This is a genomic window from Actinokineospora sp. (assembly GCF_052390155.1).
Lineage (GTDB): Bacteria > Actinomycetota > Actinomycetes > Mycobacteriales > Pseudonocardiaceae > Actinokineospora.
Genome location: NZ_JBQTHF010000057.1, coordinates 15,707 through 37,689 on the forward strand (window position 1 = coordinate 15,707; position 21,983 = coordinate 37,689).

Annotated in this window: 19 protein-coding genes and 1 pseudogene; 11 read left to right on the forward strand and 9 right to left on the reverse strand. The window is 72.0% G+C overall.

What is annotated here, in order from left to right; translation table 11 throughout:
• Positions 1-23 precede the first annotated feature (23 nt).
• From pdxR to pip, 3 genes are all read left to right on the forward strand, one after another.
• On the forward strand, positions 24-1,487 hold the full coding sequence (pdxR, locus tag ACT4N7_RS20160; RefSeq protein WP_444830342.1) for a MocR-like pyridoxine biosynthesis transcription factor PdxR: 1,464 nt from the start codon (positions 24-26) through the stop codon (positions 1,485-1,487).
• 31 nt (positions 1,488-1,518) lie between these two features.
• Positions 1,519-2,466, forward strand: coding sequence for a DNA polymerase domain-containing protein (locus ACT4N7_RS20165; protein WP_444830343.1), 948 nt, complete (start codon positions 1,519-1,521; stop codon positions 2,464-2,466).
• Between the two features lie 212 nt (positions 2,467-2,678).
• Positions 2,679-3,632 (forward strand): prolyl aminopeptidase, encoded by a 954-nt coding sequence (gene pip, locus ACT4N7_RS20170; RefSeq protein ID WP_444830358.1) that lies wholly within the window; start codon positions 2,679-2,681, stop codon positions 3,630-3,632.
• A gap of 17 nt (positions 3,633-3,649) precedes the next feature.
• Here the strand turns inward: pip and ACT4N7_RS20175 are convergent, their stop codons facing one another.
• Together ACT4N7_RS20175 and ACT4N7_RS20180 are read right to left on the reverse strand one after the other, a co-directional pair.
• A complete protein-coding gene (locus ACT4N7_RS20175; protein ID WP_444830344.1) occupies positions 3,650-4,744 on the reverse strand; it encodes a carboxylate-amine ligase in 1,095 nt (364 codons plus the stop codon).
• Positions 4,745-4,845: 101 nt separating this feature from the next.
• On the reverse strand, positions 4,846-5,373 hold the full coding sequence (locus ACT4N7_RS20180) for a hypothetical protein (RefSeq protein WP_444830345.1): 528 nt from the start codon (positions 5,371-5,373) through the stop codon (positions 4,846-4,848).
• A gap of 209 nt (positions 5,374-5,582) precedes the next feature.
• On the opposite strand from ACT4N7_RS20180, the gene ACT4N7_RS20185 reads away from it, so the two are divergent.
• From ACT4N7_RS20185 to ACT4N7_RS20195, 3 genes are all read left to right on the forward strand, one after another.
• Positions 5,583-6,167, forward strand: a complete 585-nt coding sequence (locus tag ACT4N7_RS20185; RefSeq protein ID WP_444830346.1) for an RNA polymerase sigma factor — start codon at positions 5,583-5,585, stop codon at positions 6,165-6,167.
• 16 nt (positions 6,168-6,183) lie between these two features.
• Positions 6,184-6,624, forward strand: a complete 441-nt coding sequence (locus ACT4N7_RS20190) for a hypothetical protein (RefSeq protein WP_444830347.1) — start codon at positions 6,184-6,186, stop codon at positions 6,622-6,624.
• Between the two features lie 113 nt (positions 6,625-6,737).
• The gene (locus tag ACT4N7_RS20195) at positions 6,738-7,739 is read left to right on the forward strand and encodes a proline dehydrogenase family protein (RefSeq protein WP_444830348.1); all 1,002 of its coding nucleotides are present in this window, start codon (positions 6,738-6,740) and stop codon (positions 7,737-7,739) included.
• 198 nt (positions 7,740-7,937) lie between these two features.
• On the opposite strand, the gene ACT4N7_RS20200 is transcribed toward ACT4N7_RS20195, so the two are convergent.
• The 5 genes from ACT4N7_RS20200 to ACT4N7_RS20220 all read right to left on the reverse strand — a co-directional run bounded on the left by ACT4N7_RS20200 (position 7,938) and on the right by ACT4N7_RS20220 (position 13,981).
• Entirely contained in the window at positions 7,938-9,722 is a 1,785-nt protein-coding gene (locus ACT4N7_RS20200) for a substrate-binding domain-containing protein (protein WP_444830349.1), read from the reverse strand.
• Positions 9,723-9,911: 189 nt separating this feature from the next.
• The gene (locus ACT4N7_RS20205) at positions 9,912-10,775 is read right to left on the reverse strand and encodes a 3-methyladenine DNA glycosylase (RefSeq protein ID WP_444830359.1); all 864 of its coding nucleotides are present in this window, start codon (positions 10,773-10,775) and stop codon (positions 9,912-9,914) included.
• A gap of 1 nt (position 10,776) precedes the next feature.
• Positions 10,777-11,826: a hemolysin family protein gene (locus tag ACT4N7_RS20210; RefSeq protein ID WP_444830350.1), complete on the reverse strand. Its 1,050-nt coding sequence runs from the start codon at positions 11,824-11,826 to the stop codon at positions 10,777-10,779.
• 49 nt (positions 11,827-11,875) lie between these two features.
• Entirely contained in the window at positions 11,876-13,198 is a 1,323-nt protein-coding gene (locus ACT4N7_RS20215; protein WP_444830351.1) for a hemolysin family protein, read from the reverse strand.
• 192 nt (positions 13,199-13,390) lie between these two features.
• Positions 13,391-13,981: a TetR/AcrR family transcriptional regulator gene (locus tag ACT4N7_RS20220; RefSeq protein ID WP_444830352.1), complete on the reverse strand. Its 591-nt coding sequence runs from the start codon at positions 13,979-13,981 to the stop codon at positions 13,391-13,393.
• A 60-nt stretch (positions 13,982-14,041) separates the two neighbouring features.
• On the opposite strand from ACT4N7_RS20220, the gene egtA reads away from it, so the two are divergent.
• From egtA to egtD, 4 genes and pseudogenes are all read left to right on the forward strand, one after another.
• Entirely contained in the window at positions 14,042-15,409 is a 1,368-nt protein-coding gene (gene egtA / locus ACT4N7_RS20225) for an ergothioneine biosynthesis glutamate--cysteine ligase EgtA (RefSeq protein WP_444830353.1), read from the forward strand.
• Positions 15,406-16,722 carry an ergothioneine biosynthesis protein EgtB gene (egtB, locus tag ACT4N7_RS20230; RefSeq protein WP_444830354.1) on the forward strand — a complete coding sequence of 439 codons (1,317 nt, stop codon included), beginning with the start codon at positions 15,406-15,408 and terminating at the stop codon, positions 16,720-16,722. The genes egtA and egtB overlap by 4 nt, the downstream gene beginning before the upstream one ends.
• A gap of 3 nt (positions 16,723-16,725) precedes the next feature.
• Positions 16,726-17,382, forward strand: a pseudogene (gene egtC, locus ACT4N7_RS20235) (ergothioneine biosynthesis protein EgtC); the annotation flags it as partial.
• A gap of 123 nt (positions 17,383-17,505) precedes the next feature.
• On the forward strand, positions 17,506-18,480 hold the full coding sequence (gene egtD, locus ACT4N7_RS20240) for an L-histidine N(alpha)-methyltransferase (RefSeq protein ID WP_444830360.1): 975 nt from the start codon (positions 17,506-17,508) through the stop codon (positions 18,478-18,480).
• Positions 18,481-18,535: 55 nt separating this feature from the next.
• Here the strand turns inward: egtD and ACT4N7_RS20245 are convergent, their stop codons facing one another.
• Positions 18,536-18,796 (reverse strand): Imm1 family immunity protein, encoded by a 261-nt coding sequence (locus ACT4N7_RS20245; protein ID WP_444830355.1) that lies wholly within the window; start codon positions 18,794-18,796, stop codon positions 18,536-18,538.
• Between the two features lie 20 nt (positions 18,797-18,816).
• Here ACT4N7_RS20245 and ACT4N7_RS20250 point away from each other — a divergent pair, with 20 nt between their 5' ends.
• On the forward strand, positions 18,817-19,665 hold the full coding sequence (locus ACT4N7_RS20250; RefSeq protein WP_444830356.1) for an IS701 family transposase: 849 nt from the start codon (positions 18,817-18,819) through the stop codon (positions 19,663-19,665).
• Here the strand turns inward: ACT4N7_RS20250 and ACT4N7_RS20255 are convergent.
• Positions 19,655-21,436, reverse strand: a complete 1,782-nt coding sequence (locus ACT4N7_RS20255) for a reverse transcriptase domain-containing protein (RefSeq protein WP_444830357.1) — start codon at positions 21,434-21,436, stop codon at positions 19,655-19,657. The two genes, ACT4N7_RS20250 and ACT4N7_RS20255, sit on opposite strands and share 11 nt — an antisense overlap.
• Between the last annotated feature and the right edge of the window lie 547 nt (positions 21,437-21,983).

Below are 21,983 nucleotides of genomic sequence, written 5' to 3' on the forward strand. Positions count from 1 at the left end.
CACCCTGCCGCCATAATGGTCTGGTGGAAAGGTCCATAGCGCCCTTTGATGACAGGTCCATAACCTTCCTGCACCTGAACGCCGCGGCCGTTGCCCCAGGCGGACTGTCCGACTGGCTGGCGCGGCAGCTCCGGCTCGCGATCTCGGCAGGCCGCCTGCCCGTGGGCGCCCGACTGCCCGCCACCCGGGTGCTGGCCGGCGAGCTGCGCGTGTCCCGCGGCGTGGTCACCGAGGCGTACCGGCGGCTGACCGAGGACGGGCACGTCGCGGGCCGCGGGCGGCGCGGCACCATCGTCGTGGCGGCTCCCGTCGTAGCCCGGCCACCCGTGCCCGCGAGTCCGCCGTCGCCCGCGGTGTTCGCCGCCGAGCCCGGTGCGGACGTCTTCGACGCGGTGCGCGCGGTCCCGGCGCGGATCGACCTGTCGCCCGGCCTGCCCGACCTGGCCGCCTTCCCGCGCACCGCGTGGCTGCGCGCCGAACGCCGGGTCGTCGCCGACCTCGCGCCAGCCGACTTCGGCTACGGCGATCCGCGGGGCGCCCCGCGGCTTCGGCTCGCCGTCGCCCACTGGCTCGCCCGCACCCGCGGGATCAGCGTCGACCCCGGCGAGGTGATCATCGTCGCGGGCGTCGCGCAGGCGCTCGGACTGTTCGCGCAAGTGTTGCGCCGCAATGGGATCTCGAAGATCGCGGTGGAGGACCCCGGCTCGCTCGGCGCCCGCCAGCACCTGCGCTATTGGCAGCTGGACACCCCGCCGATCGCCGTCGACGGCCACCTCTTGGCCGACCTCCGCGCCAGTGGCGCCGCGGCCGTCATGCTGACCCCGGCTCACCAGTTCCCCACCGGCCTCGTCCTCGACGGCGAGCGCCGCCGCGAGCTGCTGCGGTGGGCGGCCGCGGGCGGCCTGATCATCGAGGACGACTACGACGCCGAGCACCGCTACGACCGCCCGCCCGTGCCCGCCCTGTGGTCGATGCTGCCCGAGCGGGTCTGCTACGCCGGGAGCGTGTCCAAACTCCTCGCCCCCGCCCTGCGCGTGGGCTGGGTCCTCGCGCCCGCGCGGTACCGGGACGATCTCGTGGACGCCAAGCGGTTCGCGGACCTCGGCAACGCCGCCCTGCCCCAGTTGGTCCTGGCCGAGCTGATGGACTCGGGCGACCTCGAACGCCACCTGCGCTTCCTGCGCCCCCGCCACCGCCGCAGGCGCGACGCGATGATCCAGGCGATCGCCACGCACCTGCCCGGCGCGGTCGTGCACGGCGCCGCCGCCGGACTGCACCTGATGGTCACCTTCGACCCCGGTTTCGCCGACACCGACCTCGCGGCCGCCGCCCTCGCCCGCGGTGTGAAGGTGCAGCCGCTGTCCTGGCACCGTCAGCGCCCGGGCCCACCCGGCCTCGTTCTGGGCTACGCCGCGCGCACCCCCACCGACATCGCCGACGGCATCGCGATCCTCGGCAGCGTCCCGCGGTCCGGCCTGCCCGGTTGACCGGGTGCTCCCGGGTGGGCATGGTGGGCTGATGAGCGCCGACGAGGTGCGCGACGGTGTGTCGCTGACGAATCTGGACCAGCCGCTGTTCGACGGTGCCGACGCCACCAAGCGCGACCTGGTCGACTACCTCGACGCGGTGGCGGAGCGGATCATCGGCGGGTTGCGGGGCAGGCCGTTGTCGGTGGTCCGGGTGCTGCGCGGGCAGGCGCCGTTCATGCAGAAGAACGTGCCCAAGTACACCCCAGAGTGGGTGCGGACGGTGACGATGTGGGCGGAATCCTCCAAGCGCGAGGTGTCCTACGCGCTGTGTGACGACCGGCGCACCCTGCTGTGGTTCGCGAACCAGCGGGCGGTGGAGTACCACCCGACGCTGATCCACGCGGGTGCCGACGAGCCGACCCACCTCGTGCTCGACCTCGACCCGCCCGCCGAGGACGACGCGTTCGCGCTGGCTGTCGGGGCCGCGCACCTGGTCCGCCGGGCGCTGGCCGACGCGGGACTGGCGGGTGCGGTGAAGACCAGCGGGGCCAAGGGCGTGCACGTGTTCGTGCCGATCGAGGGCCACCAGCCACACGATGTCGCGGCGGCCACCCGGGCCGTCGCGGCGCGCGCCGAGCGGCTCGATCCCGTGCTCGCGACGACGGCCTACATCCGCGACGACCGCGGCGGCAAGGTGTTCCTCGACTCCACCCGGGCGGGCGGTGCGACCGTGGCCGCGGCCTACAGCCCCCGCCTGCGGCCGGGCACCCCGGTCTCGTTCCCCGTCTCCTGGGACGAGGTGGACCGGGTGAGCCCGCGCGAGTTCACCGTGCGCACCGCGGCGGCGCTGCTCGGCGAGCGCGATCCGTGGGCCGAGCACCTGCCCGCACCCCAGCGGCTCCCCGACGACCTGATCGAGGAGGGGCACACGATCCCGGTCGCCCGGGTGCAGGCGATGCACGAGGGCAAGCGCCGGGCACGCGCCAAGCGCGGCTGATCCGCGTCGATCGTCTGGGTCGTATGCGGTTCGGTGTGCTCGGCCCGGTCCGGGTCCGGGTGGACGATCGGGAGTTGAGCGGGGGCAGTGGGCGTACGCGGCTGGTGTTGGCGATGCTGCTGCTCGACGCCGGCCGGACGACGCGGGTGGACCGGCTCGTCGGCCGCGGCGGGCGCCGATCAGTTCCGCCGGAGCCGAAGGGGGACAAGGCGATGACCGAGCTGTATCCGCGGATCGAGCCGCACGAGCACGGGCTGCTCGACGTCGGCGACGGGAACCGCGTGTACTGGGAGGTCTGCGGCAATCCCGACGGCAAGCCTGCCGTGGTCGTGCACGGCGGCCCGGGATCGGGCTGCGGGCCGGGAAATCGCGACTTCTTCGACCCGGCGCGCTATCGGCTGGTCCTGTTCGACCAGCGCGGGTGCGGCCGGAGCACGCCGCACGCGAGCGACCCCGCGACGGACATGCGGCACAACACCACCGACCACCTGATCGCCGACATGGAGCGGCTGCGCGAACACCTCGGGATCGAGCGCTGGCTGCTGTCCGGCAGTTCCTGGGGGTCCACTCTCGCGCTCGCCTACGCCGAGCGTTTTCCGCACCGGGTAAGCGAAATCGTCCTCACCGCGGTCACCACGACCCGCCGCTACGAGATCGACTGGCTCTATCGCGGCGTCGCGCGGTGGTTCCCCGCGCAGTGGGAGCGCTTCCGCGACCACCTCCCCGAGGCCGACCGCGCCGACATCGTCGCGGGTTACGCGCGGCTGATGGAGAGTCCCGACCCGGACGTGCGGGCCCGCGCCGCGATCGCCTGGTGCGCCTGGGAAGACGCGGTCGTCTCGCTGGAGCCGAACGGGCAGGCCTGCCCGTACAGCGACCGCCCGCCGGACGCCCTGCTGGCGTTGGTCCGCATCTGCGCGCACTACTTCTCCCACGGCGCGTGGCTGGACGAGGGCGCCCTGCTGCGCGACGCCGGTCGCCTGGCCGGTATCCCGGGAATCCTGCTGCACGGCCGCCTGGACCTGAGCGGACCGCTCGACACCGCGTGGGAACTGGCCCGCGCCTGGCCCGACGCGGACCTGGTCGTCGTGGACGACTCCGGGCACACCGGCAGCGACACGATGCTGGCGCGCAAGCGCGGCGCCCTGGACCGATTCGCCCGCTGACTGTCCACTGTGGTCGGTCAGCGCTGGGACTCGGCGGTCTGCCCGGCCAACATGGCCACCACGTCGTCCAGCCGCCCGGCGGTCGCGTACGCCGCGCGCTGGCGGTGGGCACCGTCGCCTGCGTGGCACAGCCAGGTCAGCGTCGAGCGGACGAACTCCAGCTCGCCGCTCGCCCGCAACTCCGCCGCGTGCCGGTCCACCAGGTCGGACACGATCTCGCGCGCCCCGCGCAGGCTGCCGGTCGCCGGGTCGGGCAGGGTTGCCGCGAACCCGTCCTTGGCCGCCCGCCACTGGGCCGCCCGGATCACCTCGGTGGGCGTGCGCGGCGCCGGTTCGCGCGCGTCGAGCGCGGCGCCCACCAGGGTGCGGACCAGCACCGCGAGCAGCGCGGCCTCCTCGACCGTGCCCGCCACGTCGGCCACTCTGACCTCCACGGTCGGCTGCGTCTCCGAGGGCCGGACGTCCCAATAGACCATCTTGCGGTCCATCGCCGCGCCGGTCAGCAGCAGCGCGGCGACGATCTCCTCGTACTGGTCGAGCGAGTCCAGGTACGGCGGCGGCCCGGCCGAGGGCCAGCGGCCCCACAGCAGGTGCCGCGCGCTGGCGTACCGGGTGTCGTGCCCGGCGAAGAACGGCGAGTTCGCGCCAAGGGCCACCAGCACGGGCAGCCACGGGCGCAGGTGGTTGGCCACGGCCAGCGCGGTCTCGCGGCCGTCGACCCCGATGTGCACGTGGCAGCCGCACGTCATGCCGCCGAAGACGAACTCGCCGACGTGCTCGGCGATCCGCTGGTACCGGGAGCCCGGCCCGATCACCGAGAAGTCCGGCTGGCTGTGCGGCACCGTGCCGGACGCGAGCAGCAGCGCCCCCCGGCGGTGCGCGCCGTCGGCCAGCTTCGCCCGCATCGCCGCCAGTTCGGCGCGCACCTGGTCAGCCGTGTGGTGGATGCCCGTGGCCGACTCCAGTTGGCAGCGCATCATCTCCGGTTTCAGGTCCGCGCCGCCGTCCGCGGTGTTCGCGAGCGCCTCCGGGCCTTGGTACACCAGTCGCCCGGCCGGGTCGACGAGGAAGAACTCCTCCTCGACGCCCATGGTCAGCCCCGGTGTCGCCAAGGGTCGCTCCTCACTGTGTCGTCCGCCCATCACCAGGTACCCGGTGGCGGCGGCTCTCACGCGGTGCGCCGGACGCCCGACGCACCGCGTGGAGTGATCACTCAGTGATGGCCCCAGCCGTAGCACTTGTGGTGGCAGATGCCGCCGGGGGTGCCGGGCGGGTCGTCCCAGTCGAAGCAGACCCACACCGGGCCCGCGGTGATCGTCACGTCGCCGACGGTCACCGACACGTCGCCGCCTTCCGGGGCGGCGTGCTTGCGGAAGACGTGGATCGGCGCCGACGTGACCGTCTCGCCGGAGGCGTCCAGCAGGTAGGAGCGGCCCTCGGTGTCGTCGGGTCCCACCGAGTCCCGCAGGAGGTAGACACCGGAGCGCGCTCCGGCGTCCTTCGACGTCGGCGCGAAGAGGACGACCCCGATCTGTGCCCCGGCCGCCAACTCGGCCGCGGTGAGGCTCTGGAGTCCGTGGACCGGCGCGAAGGCGGCCACACCGGCACTGGAGATCCCGTGCACGGTCCTACCCGCGTCGACCTTGATGCCCGCCTCGTCGGCGGCTTCGAGAACCGAGGCCCGGATCTGGTCGGCCAGGCGTTCGCCCTCCGCGCCGATCCGCTCGAACTGTCCGTTCATGGTGCGCACTCTCCTTGTCCGGTCTGTCGACCACTCGGTTGGTAGATGCCGCGCATCGGCGCGCTGATACGCCCGGCGGGCGATGCATCAGCCGGGTCTCCCTCGGCATCGATACCGTTGTGGTGACACCGCCGTTTCTCCCCGCGCCGCCCGCCGCCATCGGGCAGAATCCTGGTGTCCGGCGTCCGTACGGGTGGTGGGGTGCAGCGGTGAACAATGACAGCGGGGCGCTCCTGCAGGCGGCTCGCGCGGGCGACCAGGCGGCGTGGGCGGCGATCGTCGACCGCCACACCGGCCTGCTCTGGTCGATCGCCCGCGGCTACCGGCTCGGCATGGCCGACGGCGGCGACGCCATCCAGAACACCTGGCTGCGCCTGGCCGAGCACCTCGACCGGATCGACCAACCCGACCGGCTCGGCGGCTGGCTGGCCACCACCATGCGCCGGGAGTGCCTGCAACTGCTCCGCCGCACCGCCCGCCAGGCCGTGGCCACCGACGACGACCGGCTGGCCGAGATGCCCGACAACGCCAAGGCCCTCGACGCCGGGCTGCTGCACGACGAGGTCAGCGCCGCGCTGTGGCGCGCCGTCGGCGCCCTGTCCGACAAGTGCCAGCGGCTGCTGCGGGTGCTGATGGCCTCGCCGCCGCCCGCGTACGCCGAGGTGTCCGCGGCGCTCGACATGCCGATCGGCAGCATCGGCCCGGCGCGCCAGCGCTGTCTGGCCCACCTGCGCGCGATCGTCGCCGCCGACGAGCTGCTCGCCGACAGCGCGACGACTCTGGAGGCACCGTGACGACTCTGGAGGCACCGTGACGGCCGACGACGACCTGCTGATGGACCGGCTGCGCGGCATCGCCGCCGAGGTCGACGGCCCGCCAGAGCTGGTCCGCGAGCACGCGCTGGCCGCCTTCGGCACCCGCCACCTCGACGACGAACTCGCCCGGCTCGTGCTCGACTCGGCCGAGTCGGCCCACTCGGTGCGCGGCGGCGAGGTCCGGCTGCTGTCCTACGAGACCGACACGGTGCAGGTGGAACTCCAGGTGCAGGAGACCGGCGACACGCTGACGCTGCGGGGCATGGTCGTGGGCGGGTCCGGCGAGGTCGTGGTCGAGACCCCGGCGCGGCGGCGCACGGCACGGGTCGACCCGGACGGCTGGTTCACCGTGGCCGGACTCCGGCCGGGCCTGCACCGCATCCGCGTCCAGCCCGCCGACGCCCCGACGACCACCACCGGCTGGATCACCCTCTGACCGGTCCGTCCCCGAACAGGAGTGGCCGGAGCGCCCCGCCGCGGCCCCTGGCGGCACATACTGCGGTGGACGGCGAGCGGGCGCGCCCTTCCTCGGCGCACCAGGAGCGCACGGTGAACGCGGAGACCTCTCAGCCCGTCAACAACTCTCAGCAGGCGGATTCCGAGCCGACCGCCGCGGTGGCCGACATGCTGCGCAGGCTCGGGCTGGACGAGGGGGTCAAGGCGCGCGTGTTGGCGGACCCGCTGCTCGGGGCCGTCGGGTGGCAGGTCGCCCGCCGCTACGTCGCCGGGCAGACCATGGCGCCCGCGCTCGACCGCGTGCGGCACGTCAACGCCGCGGGCCACACCGCGACGGTCGACTTCATCGGGGAGAGCAGCCGCGACCAGGCCGTCGCCGACGCCGCCACCGCGGAGTTCCTCCGGCTGGTGCAGGCGATCCGGGACGAGCGGCTGCGCTGCTCGGTCTCGCTCGACCTGTCGCACATCGGCAGCGTCGTGGACCGGGACCTGGGTCTCGCCAACGCGGGCCGGATCGCCGCGGCGGCCTCGGCGGCGGGCATCGAGATGGTGCTCTCGATGGAGGGCGCCGACCGCGTGGAGCAGATCCTCGGCGACCACGCCGCGCTGTGCGCCCGGTTCGACAACGTGGGCGTGACCGTGCAGGCCCGCCTGCACCGCACGTTCGCCGACCTGGACGACCTGCTCGCCCGGCCCGGCCGGATCCGGCTGGTCAAGGGCGCCTACGACACCCCGCCCGACGCGGCGATCACCAGCGTGGACAAGACGCTGCCCGAGGTGTTCGACTCGCACGCCCGCAGGCTGCTGCGCAGCGGCCACCCCTGCTCGATCGCCACCCACGATCTGGTCCGGCTCGACCACGTCGACCGGCTGGTCCGGCGGGAGAACCTGGGCGGGCACCCGTACCGGATCGAGATGCTGTTCGGACTCGGCGCGGGCCGCCTCGACGGCCTGCGCGAGCGGGATCACCCCACCCAGGAGTACGTGGTCTACGGCACCGAGTGGTGGCTCTACCTGTGCAACCGCCTCGCCGAGGACCCCCGGCGCCTCTTCGACGCCGTGGCCGACCTCGTGCCCGACGTCGAGCGGTCGTAAGCGAGCCTGCGAGCGGGCCAGTGGTCACGACCGGAGATTCGCCGGGGGTCTCGGCGGCCGAGCTTCCCGCTGGACGCACCGGCGCAAGGCCCGAGTACAACCCGGTACGAGGACCTTCCACCGGCACGCCCAGCGGAAACCTCGATCCACCGATACCCCCGACGAATCTCCGGTCGCAACCACTAGCGTCGTGAGCCGTCAGTCGCGGGCGGCGGCCAGCTGGCCCAGCGCGGCCTGGACGCCCTTGGCGTCGGCGAGCACCGACACGGTGCCGCCGGTCGCCCTCGCCAGGTCGCGCAGGGCGGCCCGGTCCGGGTCCGGGCCGATCGCGATGAAGCTCACCGGCAGCGGCTTGGCCGCCCTGCTCACCTCGCGGATCACGGACTTGAGTTCGGCCAGGCTGATCGCGCTGTCGCTGCCGCCGTCGGTGATGACGACGATCTGGTTGCGCTTGGTCGCCACGTACCCGGCGGACGCCGACCGGTAGGCCGCGGCGACGCTCTCGTACACCTGGGTGGGACCGGCGGGCGCGAGGCTGTCGATGGCCGCGTGCAGGTCGTCGCGACGGTCGGCGACCGGGCCGGTGGGCACCAGTTCCTCGTACGGCCTGCCCCGGTCGAGCGCGCCCGCGAACCGCCACAGGCCGAGCGAGCCGGACACGGTGTAGTCGGCGTAGCCGTGCAGTGCCTCCTTGACCCGGTCGAGCCTGCTGCGGCCCTGGCCCGAGTCGCCGCCCATGGTGCGGGACACGTCGACCAGGACCGTGACTACGCGCCCGCCCTCGACCGCGGTGGCCCACGTGGCCGCGAGCTGCTGGGTGGTGTTCGCGTCGGCCGCCGCGGTCGCGGGCGGCACGTCGGCCCACGTCATGCCGCGCGAGTTCGCGGGCCGCTCACCGGTCGAGCCGGTGCGCAGACCCGCGCGGGCGAACTCGCGCTGTTGCGGCGCCTCCTGCAGGAACGTGCGGAACGCGTTCCCGGCCTGCACCAGCACCGGACCCGCGGCGGTCATGCTGACGAACGGGAAGTCGGCCGCCGGGCTGGGTCCGGCGGCGACGATCTCGAACAGCGGCGCCGCCGCCGCGGGCCGCCCGTCGGTGGCGAGGTTGCGGCGGTGCAGGTCGACCTCCAGCACCGGCACCGCGCTGAACGGCGCGGACTCCATCGACTCGGCGGCGCCGAGCGCGATCAGGGCCGCCCGGGTGTCGCCGGGGACGGCAGCGGGCTGCGCGTCCGCCAGCGCGGCCAAGGTGTCGACGACGTCGGGGCGGGCCAGGATCTGCGGGGTGAGCGGGCTCTGCCGCGCGACGCCCGCGAGCACCGCCTGCACCGCGAGGCCGGTCGCCGGGTTGCTCGCGGGCGAGGGCATCGCGACCGTGATCCGGCCCCAGCCCGGCCGGCCGAACCGGATCCAGCCCATCGGGTCGGCGGTGAGGACGGCGATGTCGGCCCAGGTGACCGACACGGTCGTGGTGATCGCCCGCGCCGCGGGCCCCGGTGCCGCCAGCACCACCGGGCTGCTCGCCACCGACTCCGGCGCCGTGCCCAGCAGGGCGTCGTCGGCCGCGGCGAGCCGGTCGGTCCAGAACGACGACTCCGGCAGCCACGCGTGCGGCCGGTCGCCGAGTTCGCTCTCCGACCACTCGCCGGTGAAGCCCGCGAGGGCGGGCGCGGACTCGACCGAGGTGACGGTGACCTCGACGCAGTGGTCGGCGACGATCCTGCCGTCGGCGTTCCACCGCTTGGCCGCCTCGCGCACGGGCTGCTCGACACTGGGGGAGACCCCGACCCGGAGCACCGCGTCGCCCCGCGCGCACGTGGCGGCGGGCTCGGCGGCGGTGCGGTCGACGGCGAGGTCGCGGGCCCAGGTCCAGCCGAACCAGCCCAGCACCAGCAGCGAGACCAGGCCGAGGACGACCAGCGGCCACCGTTTCCGCCGCCCGCGGCGCGCGCCGGTCGCGGTTCGCCCGCGGTGTTCCGGCATCCCGTCCCCTTTGTGCACTTCCCGGCAGCGATGCCTGTCCGCAGTGGTCGCCCGGCGACCGCACTCTATTCGGTGAATTATTCCCGTCAAGGGTCGTGACTCAGGGTGAAGCCCACCGCGGAAACGTCCAGGTGAGCGCGGTGGCCGACTAACTCCGCTCGCGCAGCGTGACCGGCGCCACAGGTGCGGTCAGCGCGCGTCGAGCAGTCGCCCGCACAGCGCGATCATCCTGGCGCGCAACGGTTCCGCGCGCCGGACGAACTCCGCCTGGGCCCGCGCGTAGTCGGCCCGCCCGCGCTCGGTCTCGATCCGCACCGGCTCGTACCCCAGCGCCGACAGGTCGTACGGACTCGCCCGCATGTCCAGCTCGCGCACGTCCGAGGCCAGCTCGAAGCAGTCGGCCACCAGCTCGGCGGGGGAGTACGGGGCGAGCTTGTAGGCCCACTTGAACAGGTCCATGGTCGCGTGCAGGCAGCCCGGCTGCTCCAGCGCGAGCTGCCCCTCGCGGCTCGGGCTCAGCGTGTTGCGCGGGCGGGCGGGCTCGGTGAAGAACCGGAACGCGTCGAAGTGGCTGCACTTGATCGTCTGCGCCTCGACCACGGCGTCCGTGCCCGCCGGGCCCAGCCGCAGCGGCCAGTCGACGTGCCGGACCTCGTCGCCGGGCTGGCGGTAGACCATCGCCCATTCGTGCAGCCCGAAGCAGCCGAGCCGCGGCGCCCGGGACGCGGTGGCGGCGAGCAGGTCGCGGACGAACCCCGCCGTGCGCGCCCGCCCCTCCGGCAGCGCCCCCAGGGTCACCCCGTCGGCGGTCTCCACGTACGCGGGCTGCCGCAGGTACTCGCGCGCCGACTCGCCCGCCAGCACCACCCCCGGGCCAGGGTGCCAGCGCTCCAGGTGCGCCGGGCGGTGCGAGTAGTAGGTGAACAGGAAGTCCAGCACCGGGTGCTTCTCGCCCCGGCCGCGCCGGTGCTGGTGCGGTTCGGTCCACACACGCACCCGGCGGACGTGTGCGGCCCGCCGGGCGTGCCAGTCCGGCTCGGCCAGCACGGACATCTCACGCACCGTTGCCGATGTGCGTCCCGTCGCGCACGGTGCCCACGTACTCCTCGACCAGGTCCTCCAGCGCCACCACACCCAGCACCGTACGGTCCGGCGCCACCGCTTTGGCGAGGTGGCTCTGCGCCCGGCGCAGCGCCGTCAGGGCCTCGTCGAGCCGCGAGTCGGCGGGCAGCTCGGGCAGCCCGCGCACCCGCGACCACGGCACCCGGGTGGCCGGGTCGGCGTCGACCTGGTCGAGCACGTCCTTGACGTGCACATACCCGTTGAGCGAGCCGTCGTCCATCTGGACCGGGAACCGGGAGAACCCGGTCTCGGCGACCGCGGACTCCACGTCGCCCACGGTCGGCGGATACGGCACCGTCTTGAGGGCGGCCAGCGGCACCAGCACCTCGGCCACCGTGCGCTCGGCCGAGGACAGCGTGTTGGTGAGCCTGCGGTGCTCGGAGTCGTCCAGCAGGCCCTCGCGGCGCGACTCGGCGATCAGGGTGGCGAGCTGGTCGGTGGTGTAGGCGCTCTCCATCTCGTCCTTGGGCTCCACTTTGACCAGCTTCAGGATCGCCGTGGACACCGCGGTGAACATGCCCAGCAGCGGCCGCACCAGCTTGCAGAAGGCGAAGTGCACCGGCACCAGCGCCATCGCGGTGCGCTCCGGGCCCGCGATGGCCAGGTTCTTCGGCACCATCTCGCCGATGACGGTGTGCAGCGTCACCACGATGCCCAGCGCGAGCGCGAACGCGAAGCCGTGCAGCACGGGCTCGGGAATGCCGAGCGTGCCGAACGGGCGCTCCAGCAGGCCCGCGATCACCGGCTCGGACAGCGCGCCCAGCCCCAGCGAGCACACCGTGATGCCGAGCTGCGCGCCCGCGATGAGCAGCGGCAGCTCCCGGCCCGCCGCGATCGTCACGATCGCCCTGGTCCGCCCCTCCCGCGCCAGCGCCTCCAGCCGGTCGCGCCGCGCGGTGATGATCGCGAACTCCGCGCAGACGAAAAAGCCGTTGCCCAGCAACAGCACCACCGTGGCCAGCAACCCCAAGAAGTCGGTCACGTCGCCCCCTCGCGGACGCCCGGTGACGCTGGTTCGCTCGCAAGCTCCGTCACGAGATCGCCTCCTGGCGCTTGGCCACCCGCAGCTCCGCGACCCGGTGGCGGTCCATCCGCATCACGGTGATCCGCCAGGTGTCGACCAGGATCTCGTCGTTGACCTCGGGGATGCGGCCGAGCCGGGTGAGCACCAGCCCCGCCACCGTCTCGTACTCCCCGCGCGGCATCCGAAACCCGGTCGCCTCGGCCAGCTCGTCGTCGCGCAGCAGGCCGGACACCATCCAGCTCTCCTTGCCCAGCGAGCGCACCGGGTTGACCTCGCCGCGGTCGTGCTCGTCGCGCACGTCGCCGACGATCTCCTCGATCAGGTCCTCCAGGGTGACCAGCCCGGCGGTGCCGCCGTACTCGTCGACCACCACCGCGACCTGCAGCCCCGAGCCGCGCAGCCGCTCCAGCAGCACGTCGCCGTCGAGGGTCTCCGGCACCGTCGGCACCGGCCGCGCCAGCGCCGCGACCCGGGTGGTGGCGCGCATCGCGGTCGGCACCGAGAACACCTGCTTGACGTGCACCACGCCGCGCACCTCGTCGAGGTCGCCGCCGTGCACGGGGAACCGGGAGAACCCGGTGGCGCGGGCCAGGTCGATGAGGTCGAGCACGGTGGCGTCCGCGCGCAGCGCCTGCACCTGCACCCGCGGGGTCATCAGCTCCTCCGCCGTCCGGTCGCCGAACCGCAGCGACCGGCTCAGCAGCGTCGCCGTACCGGTGTCGAGGGTGCCCAGCGCGGCGCTGGAGCGCACCAGGCCGCCGAGTTCCTGCGGGGAGCGCGCCGAGCGCAGCTCCTCCTGCGGCTCGACGCCCAGCCTGCGCACCACCCAGTTCGCCGAGCCGTTGAGCGCGCTGATCAGCCAGCGCAGCGCCGAGGAGAACACCGCCTGCGCCCCGGCCACCGCGCGCGCGGTGGCCAGCGGGCGGGCGATCGCCAGGTTCTTCGGCACCAGTTCGCCGAGCACCATCGACAGCGAGGTGGCCAGCAGCAGCGCGATCACCAGCGCCACGACGTTCGCGGCGGCCACCGGGATGCCGGTCAGGGTCAGCGCGGGCTCGATCAGGTTCGCGATCGCGGGCTCGGCGATGTAGCCGGTGATCAGGGTGGTGATCGTGATGCCGAGCTGCGCGCCGGAGAGCTGGAAGGACAGTGTGCGGTGCGCCTTCTGGATGGCCAGCGCGCGCCGGTCGCCGACCTCCGCCGCGTGGTGGTCGACCTGGCTGCGCTCCAGGGTGGTCAGGGCGAACTCGGCGGCCACGAACAGGGCCGTGCCGAGGGTCAGCGTCAGCACGGCCAGCAGGCCGAGAACGCTGATCAGGGGACCGGTCACCGAGCACCCCGCTCGGGTTCCGGGCCGGTATGGCCGCCGGGACTCTCTCCCGGCCCGCTACTGCGACCCGGTGATTGCGCCTTGCGCACGGAAGGGGTCACTCCTCGCCTGAGTACGGGGGAACTGACACGTGAAGCCTTGCACCAACCGGCCTAGTCTAGGGCGCTCGCCGGAGGCTCGCGGACGGGTGGTCTAGGAACCGCGGCGGTGCCGCCGGACGGTCTCCTCGACCACGTCGAGCACGGGGTCGAGGTCGTCGGCGGGCAAGCCCATCGCCAGGTGCGAGACCAGCCCCTCCAGCACCAGTTCGAGGAACGCGGTGAGCACGCTCACGTCCACGTCGTCGCGCAGGTTGCCTGCCTCGCGCTGGCGCAGCAGCCGGTTGCGGGTGGCCACGGTCAGCGGCTCGGACCGCTCGGCCCACCTGGCCCGGAACACCGGATCGGTGCGCAGCCTGCGCGAGACCTCCAGCCGGGTGCCCAGCCAGTCGGCCGGGTGGTCGCCGCCGGTCGGCGGGGCCGAGAGCAGCTCCCGCATGACCTGCACGAGGCCCTGTTCGGCGACCACCTCGGTCATCCGCGCCACGTCGTCCTCGGCGAGGGCGAGGAACAGCGACTCCTTGTCCCGGAAGTGATGGAAGATCGCCCCGCGCGACAGTCCGGTAGCCTCTTCCAACCGGCGCACCGTCGCGCCCTCGTAGCCGTGGCGCGCGAAACACGAGCGGGCCCCGTCGAGGATCTGGCGGCGGCGCGCGTCGAGATGGTCCTGGCTCACCCTGGGCACCCGACGATGGTCCCAGCCGGGCCGACAGTAAGCAATCCGTACGTACGTATTGGGTCTCGCGTGCCGCTGACCGGGTCCTTGCCGCCCGATTCGCGAGTCGTGCGGCTGTCGGTGGCCGCGTGTAGCGTCGTTTTCGCGTTCGAAGACCGCGGCTCGATACCGGTATCGGAAAAGGGGCTGATCAACCTGACCGCACTGTGTGAACCGGAGACCGCCGGGCCGGACCACCGGCGTCTGCGGGCCCGTGTGGAGGCCGAGGCGTACGTGGCGTCGGTCTGCTTCAAGCACGGCCCGCCGCGCCTGCTCGGCGTCGAGCTCGAATGGACCGTGCACCATCGCGAAGATCCCGGGCGGCGACTCGACCCCGATCACCTCACCGCCGCCCTGGGGCCGCACAGCCCCCGAACGCTGAAACCCGACAGTCCCCAACTCCCGCTTCCGGCAGGCTCGCCGCTCACTCTGGAGCCCGGCGGCCAGGTCGAGATCTCCTCGCTCCCGGCACCTGCCTTCGGTGATCTGCTCGACACCGTCATCGCCGATCAGCGCTATCTCGCCGACTTGCTCGGCCAGGGCGGACTCGTCCTCGGCCGCACCGGCATCGATCCCCACCGTTCCCCGCGCCGCGTACTCGACACCCCGCGCTACGCGGCGATGGAGCGCGCGTTCGCCCCGATCGGCCCGGACGGCATCACCATGATGTGCGCCACCGCCGGGCTGCAGGTCTGCCTCGACGTCGGTGAACCCGCCGACATCACGGCACGCTGGACCGCGGTCAGCTCCCTCGGTCCGGTGATGGTCGCCCTGTTCGGCAACTCCGCCGTGCTGGCGGGCCAGGCCACCGGCTGGGTCTCGGCGCGCACCCGCGCCGTGCTCGGCACCGATCCGGCCCGCACGCTGCCGCTGCCGGTCACCGACGACCCGGCCGCGGCGTGGGCCCGGCACGTCCTCGACGCCCCGTTGCTGTGCGTCCGCACGGGCGGCGGCTGCTGGGACGCGCCGTCCGGGGTTACCTTCGCGGACTGGATCGCGGGGGCCCTGCCCGAACCGCCCACCACCGCCGACCTCGATTACCACATCTCCACGCTGTTCCCGCCGGTCCGCCCGCACGGCTATTTCGAGGTGCGCTACCTCGACGCCCAGGACGGCTTCGCCTGGGTCACCCCCGCGGCCCTGCTGGTCGCCCTCATGGCGCAACCCGCCATGGTGGACGCCGTGGTCGCGGCCTGCGCGCCGGTCGCCGACCGGTGGCTGGCCGCGGCCCGCCACGGCGTGGCCGACGCGCCGACGGCCGCCGCCGCGCGCACCGTGCTCGACCTCGGCCTGCGCGCGGTGCCCGCGCTGGGCCTGCCCCCCGAGCCGACCGCCGTGATCATCGGCGACCTGGCCCGGCTGATCGACCGAACCGCGACGCACCGGAGGTTGTCGTGACCAGTACCGAGGACCGGCTCCGGGACCGGGTCGCCGAGCAGTTGCGCCGCTCGCGACAGCGCAGTATCGACCTCACCGAGGCCGTGGACGACGACGAGCTCGTCCGCCAGCACTCCAGGCTGATGTCGCCGCTGGTGTGGGACCTCGCCCACATCGGCAACCAGGAGGAGCTCTGGCTCGTCCGCGACGTCGGCGGCCGGGAGCCGGTGCGCAGCGACATCGACGAGCTCTACGACGCGTTCCAGCACCCGCGGGCCGACCGCCCGGCGCTGCCGCTGCTGGCGCCCACCGAGGCGCGCACCTACGTCCGCGAGGTGCGTGACAAGGTGTTCGACGTGCTGGAGCGCACGCCGCTGGAGGGCCGAAGGCTGCTCGACCAGGGCTTCGCCTTCGGCATGATCGTCCAGCACGAGCAGCAGCACGACGAGACCATGCTGGCCACCCACCAGCTCCGGGTCGGCGCGCCCGTGCTGCACGCCCCCGACCCGCCGCCCGCGATCCCGCCCGCGCGGCGGGAGGTGCTGGTGCCCGGCGGCGAGTTCAGCATGGGCACCTTGACCGAGCCGTGGGCGCTGGACAACGAGCGCCCCGCTTTCCGCACCCGCGTCGACCCGTTCTTCATCGACACGGTGCCGGTGAGCAACGGCGACTACCAGGCGTTCATCGCCGCCGACGGCTACCACGACTCGCGCTGGTGGAGCGAGGAGGGCTGGGCGCACCGGCAGCGGGCCGTGTTGGAGGCGCCGCGGTTCTGGCAGCGCGACGGCGACGGCTGGCTGCGCGCCTGCTTCGGCGTGGTGGAGCCGGTCCGGGCCGACGAGCCGGTGGTCCACGTCTGCTTCCACGAGGCCGCCGCGTACGCGAGGTGGGCGGGCAGGCGGCTGCCCACCGAACCCGAGTGGGAGAAGGCGGCCCGGTTCGACCCGGCCACCGGCCGCTCCCGCCGCTTCCCGTGGGGCGACGACGATCCGGGCCCCGAGCACGCCAACCTGGGTCAGCGGCACCTGCGGCCCGCGCCGGTCGGCTCGTATCCGGCGGGGGAGTCCCCGCTGGGCGTGCGCCAGCTCATGGGCGACGTCTGGGAGTGGGTCGACTCCGGTTTCCAGCCCTACCCGGGGTTCGCGGCGTTTCCGTACCGGGAGTACTCCGAGGTGTTCTTCGGCGGCGACTACAAGATGCTGCGCGGCGGGTCGTTCGGCACCGACGCCTCGGCCGTGCGCGGCACGTTCCGCAACTGGGACCACCCGGTCCGGCGGCAGATTTTCGCGGGCTTCCGCTGCGCCCGCGACGCCACGCCGGACGAGGCGACCTGAGGCATGTGCCGCCACCTGGGTTACCTGGGTCCCGTCGTGCCGTTGGCCGCGCTGCTGTCCGACCGGCCGCACAGCCTGCTCACCCAGACCTGGGCCCCCGCCGACATGCGCGGCGGGGGCACGGTCAACGCCGACGGCTTCGGCGTCGGCTGGTACCCCGGCGGCGCCGCGCCGCCCGTGCGCTACCGGCGCGCCGTTCCGATGTGGACGGACCAGTCGTTCGCGGCGGTCGCGGCGGCCGCGTCGAGCGGCGCGGTGCTCGCCGCCGTCCGGTCGGCCACGGTCGGCATGCCGGTCACCGAGTCCGCGTGCGCCCCGTTCGCCGAGGGGCGCTGGCTGTTCAGCCACAACGGTGTGGTGCGGGGCTGGCCGGACAGCATGGCCGGACTCGCCGCCGAACTGTCCACAGTGGACCTGATGACGCTCGACGCGCCAACCGACAGCGCGCTGCTCTGGGCGCTGGTGCGCCACCGGCTGCGCGCGGGCATGCCCGCGGCGGACGCGCTCGCCGAGGTGGTGTGCGCCGTCGGCGCGGCCGCCCCCGACTCCCGACTCAACCTCCTGCTCACCGACGGCCGCACGCTGGCCGCCACCACCTGGTGGCACTCGCTGTCGGCCCTGCGCGACGACGATCGCGTGCTGCTCGCCTCCGAGCCGTGGGCCGACGATCCACAGTGGACCGGCCTGGGCGACCGCCTGCTGGTCACCGCCGTACTCGATCCGACTCCCGACGTGCGCGTGCGCGCGCTCGTCCCCGCCATCGACCTGTCGAAAGGGACACCAGTGCGGACCGACCCGGTGTTGGAAGTGCACCTGCCCGAGGACCACGCCGCCAGATCGCTGGCCGCCGATGCCCGCCGCGGCCTCGCGGCAACGCCGAAGTCGTTGCCCCCCAAGTGGTTCTACGACGCCAGGGGCAGTGAGTTGTTCGAACAGATCACCCGGCTCCCCGAGTACTACCCGACCCGCGCGGAACGCGAGATCCTGGCCGCGCGCGCCACCGAGATCGCCACCGTGACCGGCGCGCACACCCTGGTCGAACTCGGCTCCGGGTCCTCGGAGAAGACCCGCCTGCTGCTCGACGCCCTGCGCGCGGGCGGCACGCTGGCCCAGGTCGTGGTCCTCGACGTCTCCGAGTCGGCTCTGCGGGACGCCTCGCGGGCGCTGGGCGCGGAGTACCCGCAGGCCCAGGTGACCGGTGTCGTCGGTGATTTCACGGAGCACCTGGGTCTGCTGCCCGGCGAACCCGCCCGGCTGGTCGCGTTCCTCGGCGGCACCATCGGCAACCTGCTCCCCGACGAGCGCGCCAAGTTCCTCGCGAGCGTGCGCGAGGTGCTCAAGCCGGGGGAGTGGCTGCTGCTGGGCACCGACCTGGTCAAGGACCCCGCCACCCTGATCCGCGCCTACGACGACGCCGCGGGCGTCACCGCCGAGTTCAACCGCAACGTGCTGCACGTGCTCAACCGCGAACTGGGCGCCGACTTCGCGGTCGACTCCTTCGACCACGTGTCCCACTGGAACCCGGACGCCGAATGGATCGAGATGCGCCTGCGGTCCACTGTGTCCCAACGGGTCCACATCGAAGCCCTGGTCCTCGACGTCGAGTTCGCCGCGGGCGAGGAGATGCTCACCGAGGTCTCCGCCAAGTTCCGCCGCCCCGGCGTCACCGAAGAACTCGCGGCGGCCGGGTTCGCCCTGACCCACTGGTGGACCGACGCCGAGGACCGCTTCGCCCTCTCCCTGGCCCGCGCCGACTGACGCCGTTCGCGGCCTGGGCGCCACCGCGCTCAGGCCGCGAGGAGCGATCGAGGATTCAGCCCGTCACTTCGTCGGCGATCCAGCGCACGGACTCCGGCAGCTTCGCGGTCTCCCGGAACTCGTCAAGCACACGTGCCAACACCGTGAGCGGGAGGCCACTGCCAGCGGGATACTCGACATTGTTGGTGCCATGTGTCGTCGGCGAAGCCGGATCTCCCGCTGGCCACATCTTCGCCACGTGGGAATACCCGTCGACCGGGCCCACATAGCCGACGTCGCCGCGAACCGCGACGAACAGGGGGCGCGGATGCTGCAACGGCTGCTCGATGCGGGCGTGTGGTGCTCTGGTTCACCGCTGATGAGGCCTACGGCGACAACCCGGGATTGCGGACCTGGCTGCAAGACCACGACCTGAACTACGTCATGGCCGTCTCCTGCGACGACCGGTTCACCACCCCCAGAGGCCCCGTCCGGGCCGACGAGTCGACCGCCGGCGCGCCGCGCAAAGGTTGGCAACGCCTCTCCGCCGGGGCGGGCAGCAAAGGACAACGTCTCTACGACTGGCTGCTTCTCGATCCCGGCGCCGACACCCACCTGCTGCTGATGCGCCGCTCGATCAGCAAACCCACCGAACTGGCCTACTACGTCTGCCACACCCGTTACCCAGTGCCGGTCGCCGAACTCGTCCGCGTCGCGGGATCCCGTTGGGGCGTCGAGGAAACCTTCCAGTTCGCCAAGAACGAGACCGGCCTGGACCACTACCCAGTCCGCAAATACGACGCCTGGCACCGCCACATCACCCTGTCCATGCTCGCCGCCGCGTTCCTCGCCGTCACCGCACACACCGAACGCACCCGAGATCAGCCCGCAAGGGGGCGCCAGAACCGACCCCAGCTATCTGATCCCACTGTCCTGCAACGAATCAGACGACTCTGGGCCACCCTGACCCACCCAACCCCCTCGCATCCACACCGACCACTGGTCACACTGGCGCCGACTCCACCAAACCCGAGCCCGCCGAAGCCACTACCAGCGACAACGCACCAAGCATCACACCATGCGGCTGTAGTATGCGAGGTAGGACGTTGGCGAGGTGCCTGCTGGGCAGGTCCTTTTCCAACGTCCCCCTCCCGAACCGGACTGGCCCGTTTCCGGGCATCCGGCTCTCCAGTGACTACTGCGTGAGTGTCGCGGCGGGTTGCCGGGCATGGATGGTGTCGTGGCAGGCTTGGCAGACCACGAGGGTCTTGCGTCGCCGTTTGGCCATGAGTGCCGCCCATGTGGGCTGTGGTCGTCCCGATTTGGTGAGGTCTGTCAGCTTGCGGACATGGTGAACGTGCATGTCGCCCGTTTGCTTGCAGATCTCGCAGCGTCCGGCCAGGAGTCTGCTGATCAACTCTGTGCGGCGGACGGTGTGCGGGACTGGTTGGCGGTCGGTCAGGACCGCTCGTTTCTGCCGTCGTAGCGGGATACCGCCGAACGTGGCGACCAGTGGTTTCCTGCCGTCTCGTTCGATGCTGGCCTGGAAGCATCTGCGCGGCCCATGCGGGGTGTGGACGGTGGCCGCGTGTTTGGCCGCCATCTTGGACACCGTTGAGCCGTACTTGCAGGCCAGGGTCTTGAGCATCGAGGTCAGCATGACCCAGTGCAGCCGGGTCAGCCGGTGGACGTCACCGGCCAGCAGGTAATACTGGACGAGTCCTCGATACTCGGCCCCATAGGTGCTGACGATGGTGTGTTCGTCTTCGTTGACCAGTTGGGGTCGATGCTCGGGTTTCCCGAGCCGCATGTATCGGGCGCTTTTCGCCTTGATCACCGTCGTGGGCACGCGTAGTGCGATCGTGCCGTTCACCATGCGACGGCCGCGGGTGATTTTGCGGTCGCTGTGGTGGACGGTGATCTCGTAGCCGAGGAATCGTGCCGCGCCTGTGCGGGCGTGGGTGATCAGCGTTTTTTTGTGGGACAGTTCCAGCTTGAGTTCGTCACGAAGGAACTGGGCCAGCCGTCGTTTGATCTCCTCGGCTTCGGCTTTCGGTCCGGTGAATCCGAGAAGGTGGTCGTCGGCATAACGGCAATAACGCAGCCGCCGGTAGCCCGGATCGTCCGGATTCCCGGCAGGGAGACTGCGCAGTTGCTTGCGCAGTGTTCGCACCTTGGTGCGGTCACCGTGCTTGCGGGCTTGCCTGATCGCGTCTCGCACCTGCTGATACGCAGGGTTGGTTTTCCTGCGTTTCCCTCGGTTGTATTCCGGTATCAGAACTGTCTCGACGAAGCTGTCCAACCGGTGCAGGTAGATATTGGAAAGGACAGGTGATGTCACGCCGCCCTGTGGCGCACCACTGAGAGTGGCGTTATAGACCCAGTCCTCCAAGTATCCGGCATTGAGCATGTTGCGCAACAGTCCGAGGAACCGATTATCGTGGATCTTCTCCGCCAGCGTCGAGAGCATGACCTGATGGTCAAGCGACCCGAAGCAGTCGGCGATGTCTCCTTCGATGAACCAGGTCGTCCCCGTCCAGGTGGTGGCCACCTCGCTCAACGCGGTGTGGCACCCCCGGCCGGGACGGAACCCGTGGGACCAGTCGGAAAAGCACGGCTCGTAGTATGCCTCCAGCAGGAGGCGGACCACCTCGCCCACCAGCTTGTCCGACCAGGTCGGCAGCCCTAGGGGCCTTCGTTTCCCGTGGGGTTTCGGAATGTAGACCCTGCGGGCCGGGCTGAACCGGTACCGCTCGTGGCGTAGCGCATCGACGATGCGCCCGATCTTGCCCAGCGACATGCCGTCCACGGTTTCCCCGGTGGCTCCGGGCGTCATGGCCCCCTGGTTGGAGTACAAACGCCCGTAGGCCATCAGATACAACTGCGGGTTGAATAGTTGCCGATACAGTTCGTTCAACGGCAGGCCACGCCTGCCGCGTTCACGCAGGACACCCAGCACCGTTTCGGCGCTCTGCATTTCGCATACCTCCTGGCTTTGCGGTGTCCGATCACCTGGCCCCCTTTGCCCTGTGGACGGCTTTCCCGTCCTCCTTGGTAGGGCGTTACTCCCACGACTACTACGGGGCCTCCGTCACCTTAGGGCTCGCGCCCCGTAGGTGATCCCATGTTCGTCCGCGCTGTACGTATCGAGCGTGACTTAGGCGTCCCACTCATCTCCTTTAATGTCCTCGTTGGACATCGCTCCACATTCTGAAGGTTGTGGCGGCCCCACTAACATGCCGCCACAGAGTGTGGCACCGGTTTCGGGCGTCTTTCCGGTGGACGTTACGTTGCGTCGTCTGGAGATTGGGCTTCAGGCAATCCAGCTTTCGCCATATCACGCGGGTCCCGCGACGCGACATTCCTAACGCCTGGACATGACCGTCGCTTTCCTGACATGCTCCTGTCCCCTTCACCTTTCAGATCCAGGTAAGTCATTAGACCCAGGAATGTCCCTCCAAATTCCTCCCAACTGGATCGGGGATACAGCGCGGCGCCTCATGGCGCAGCAGTGGTCGTAGGCG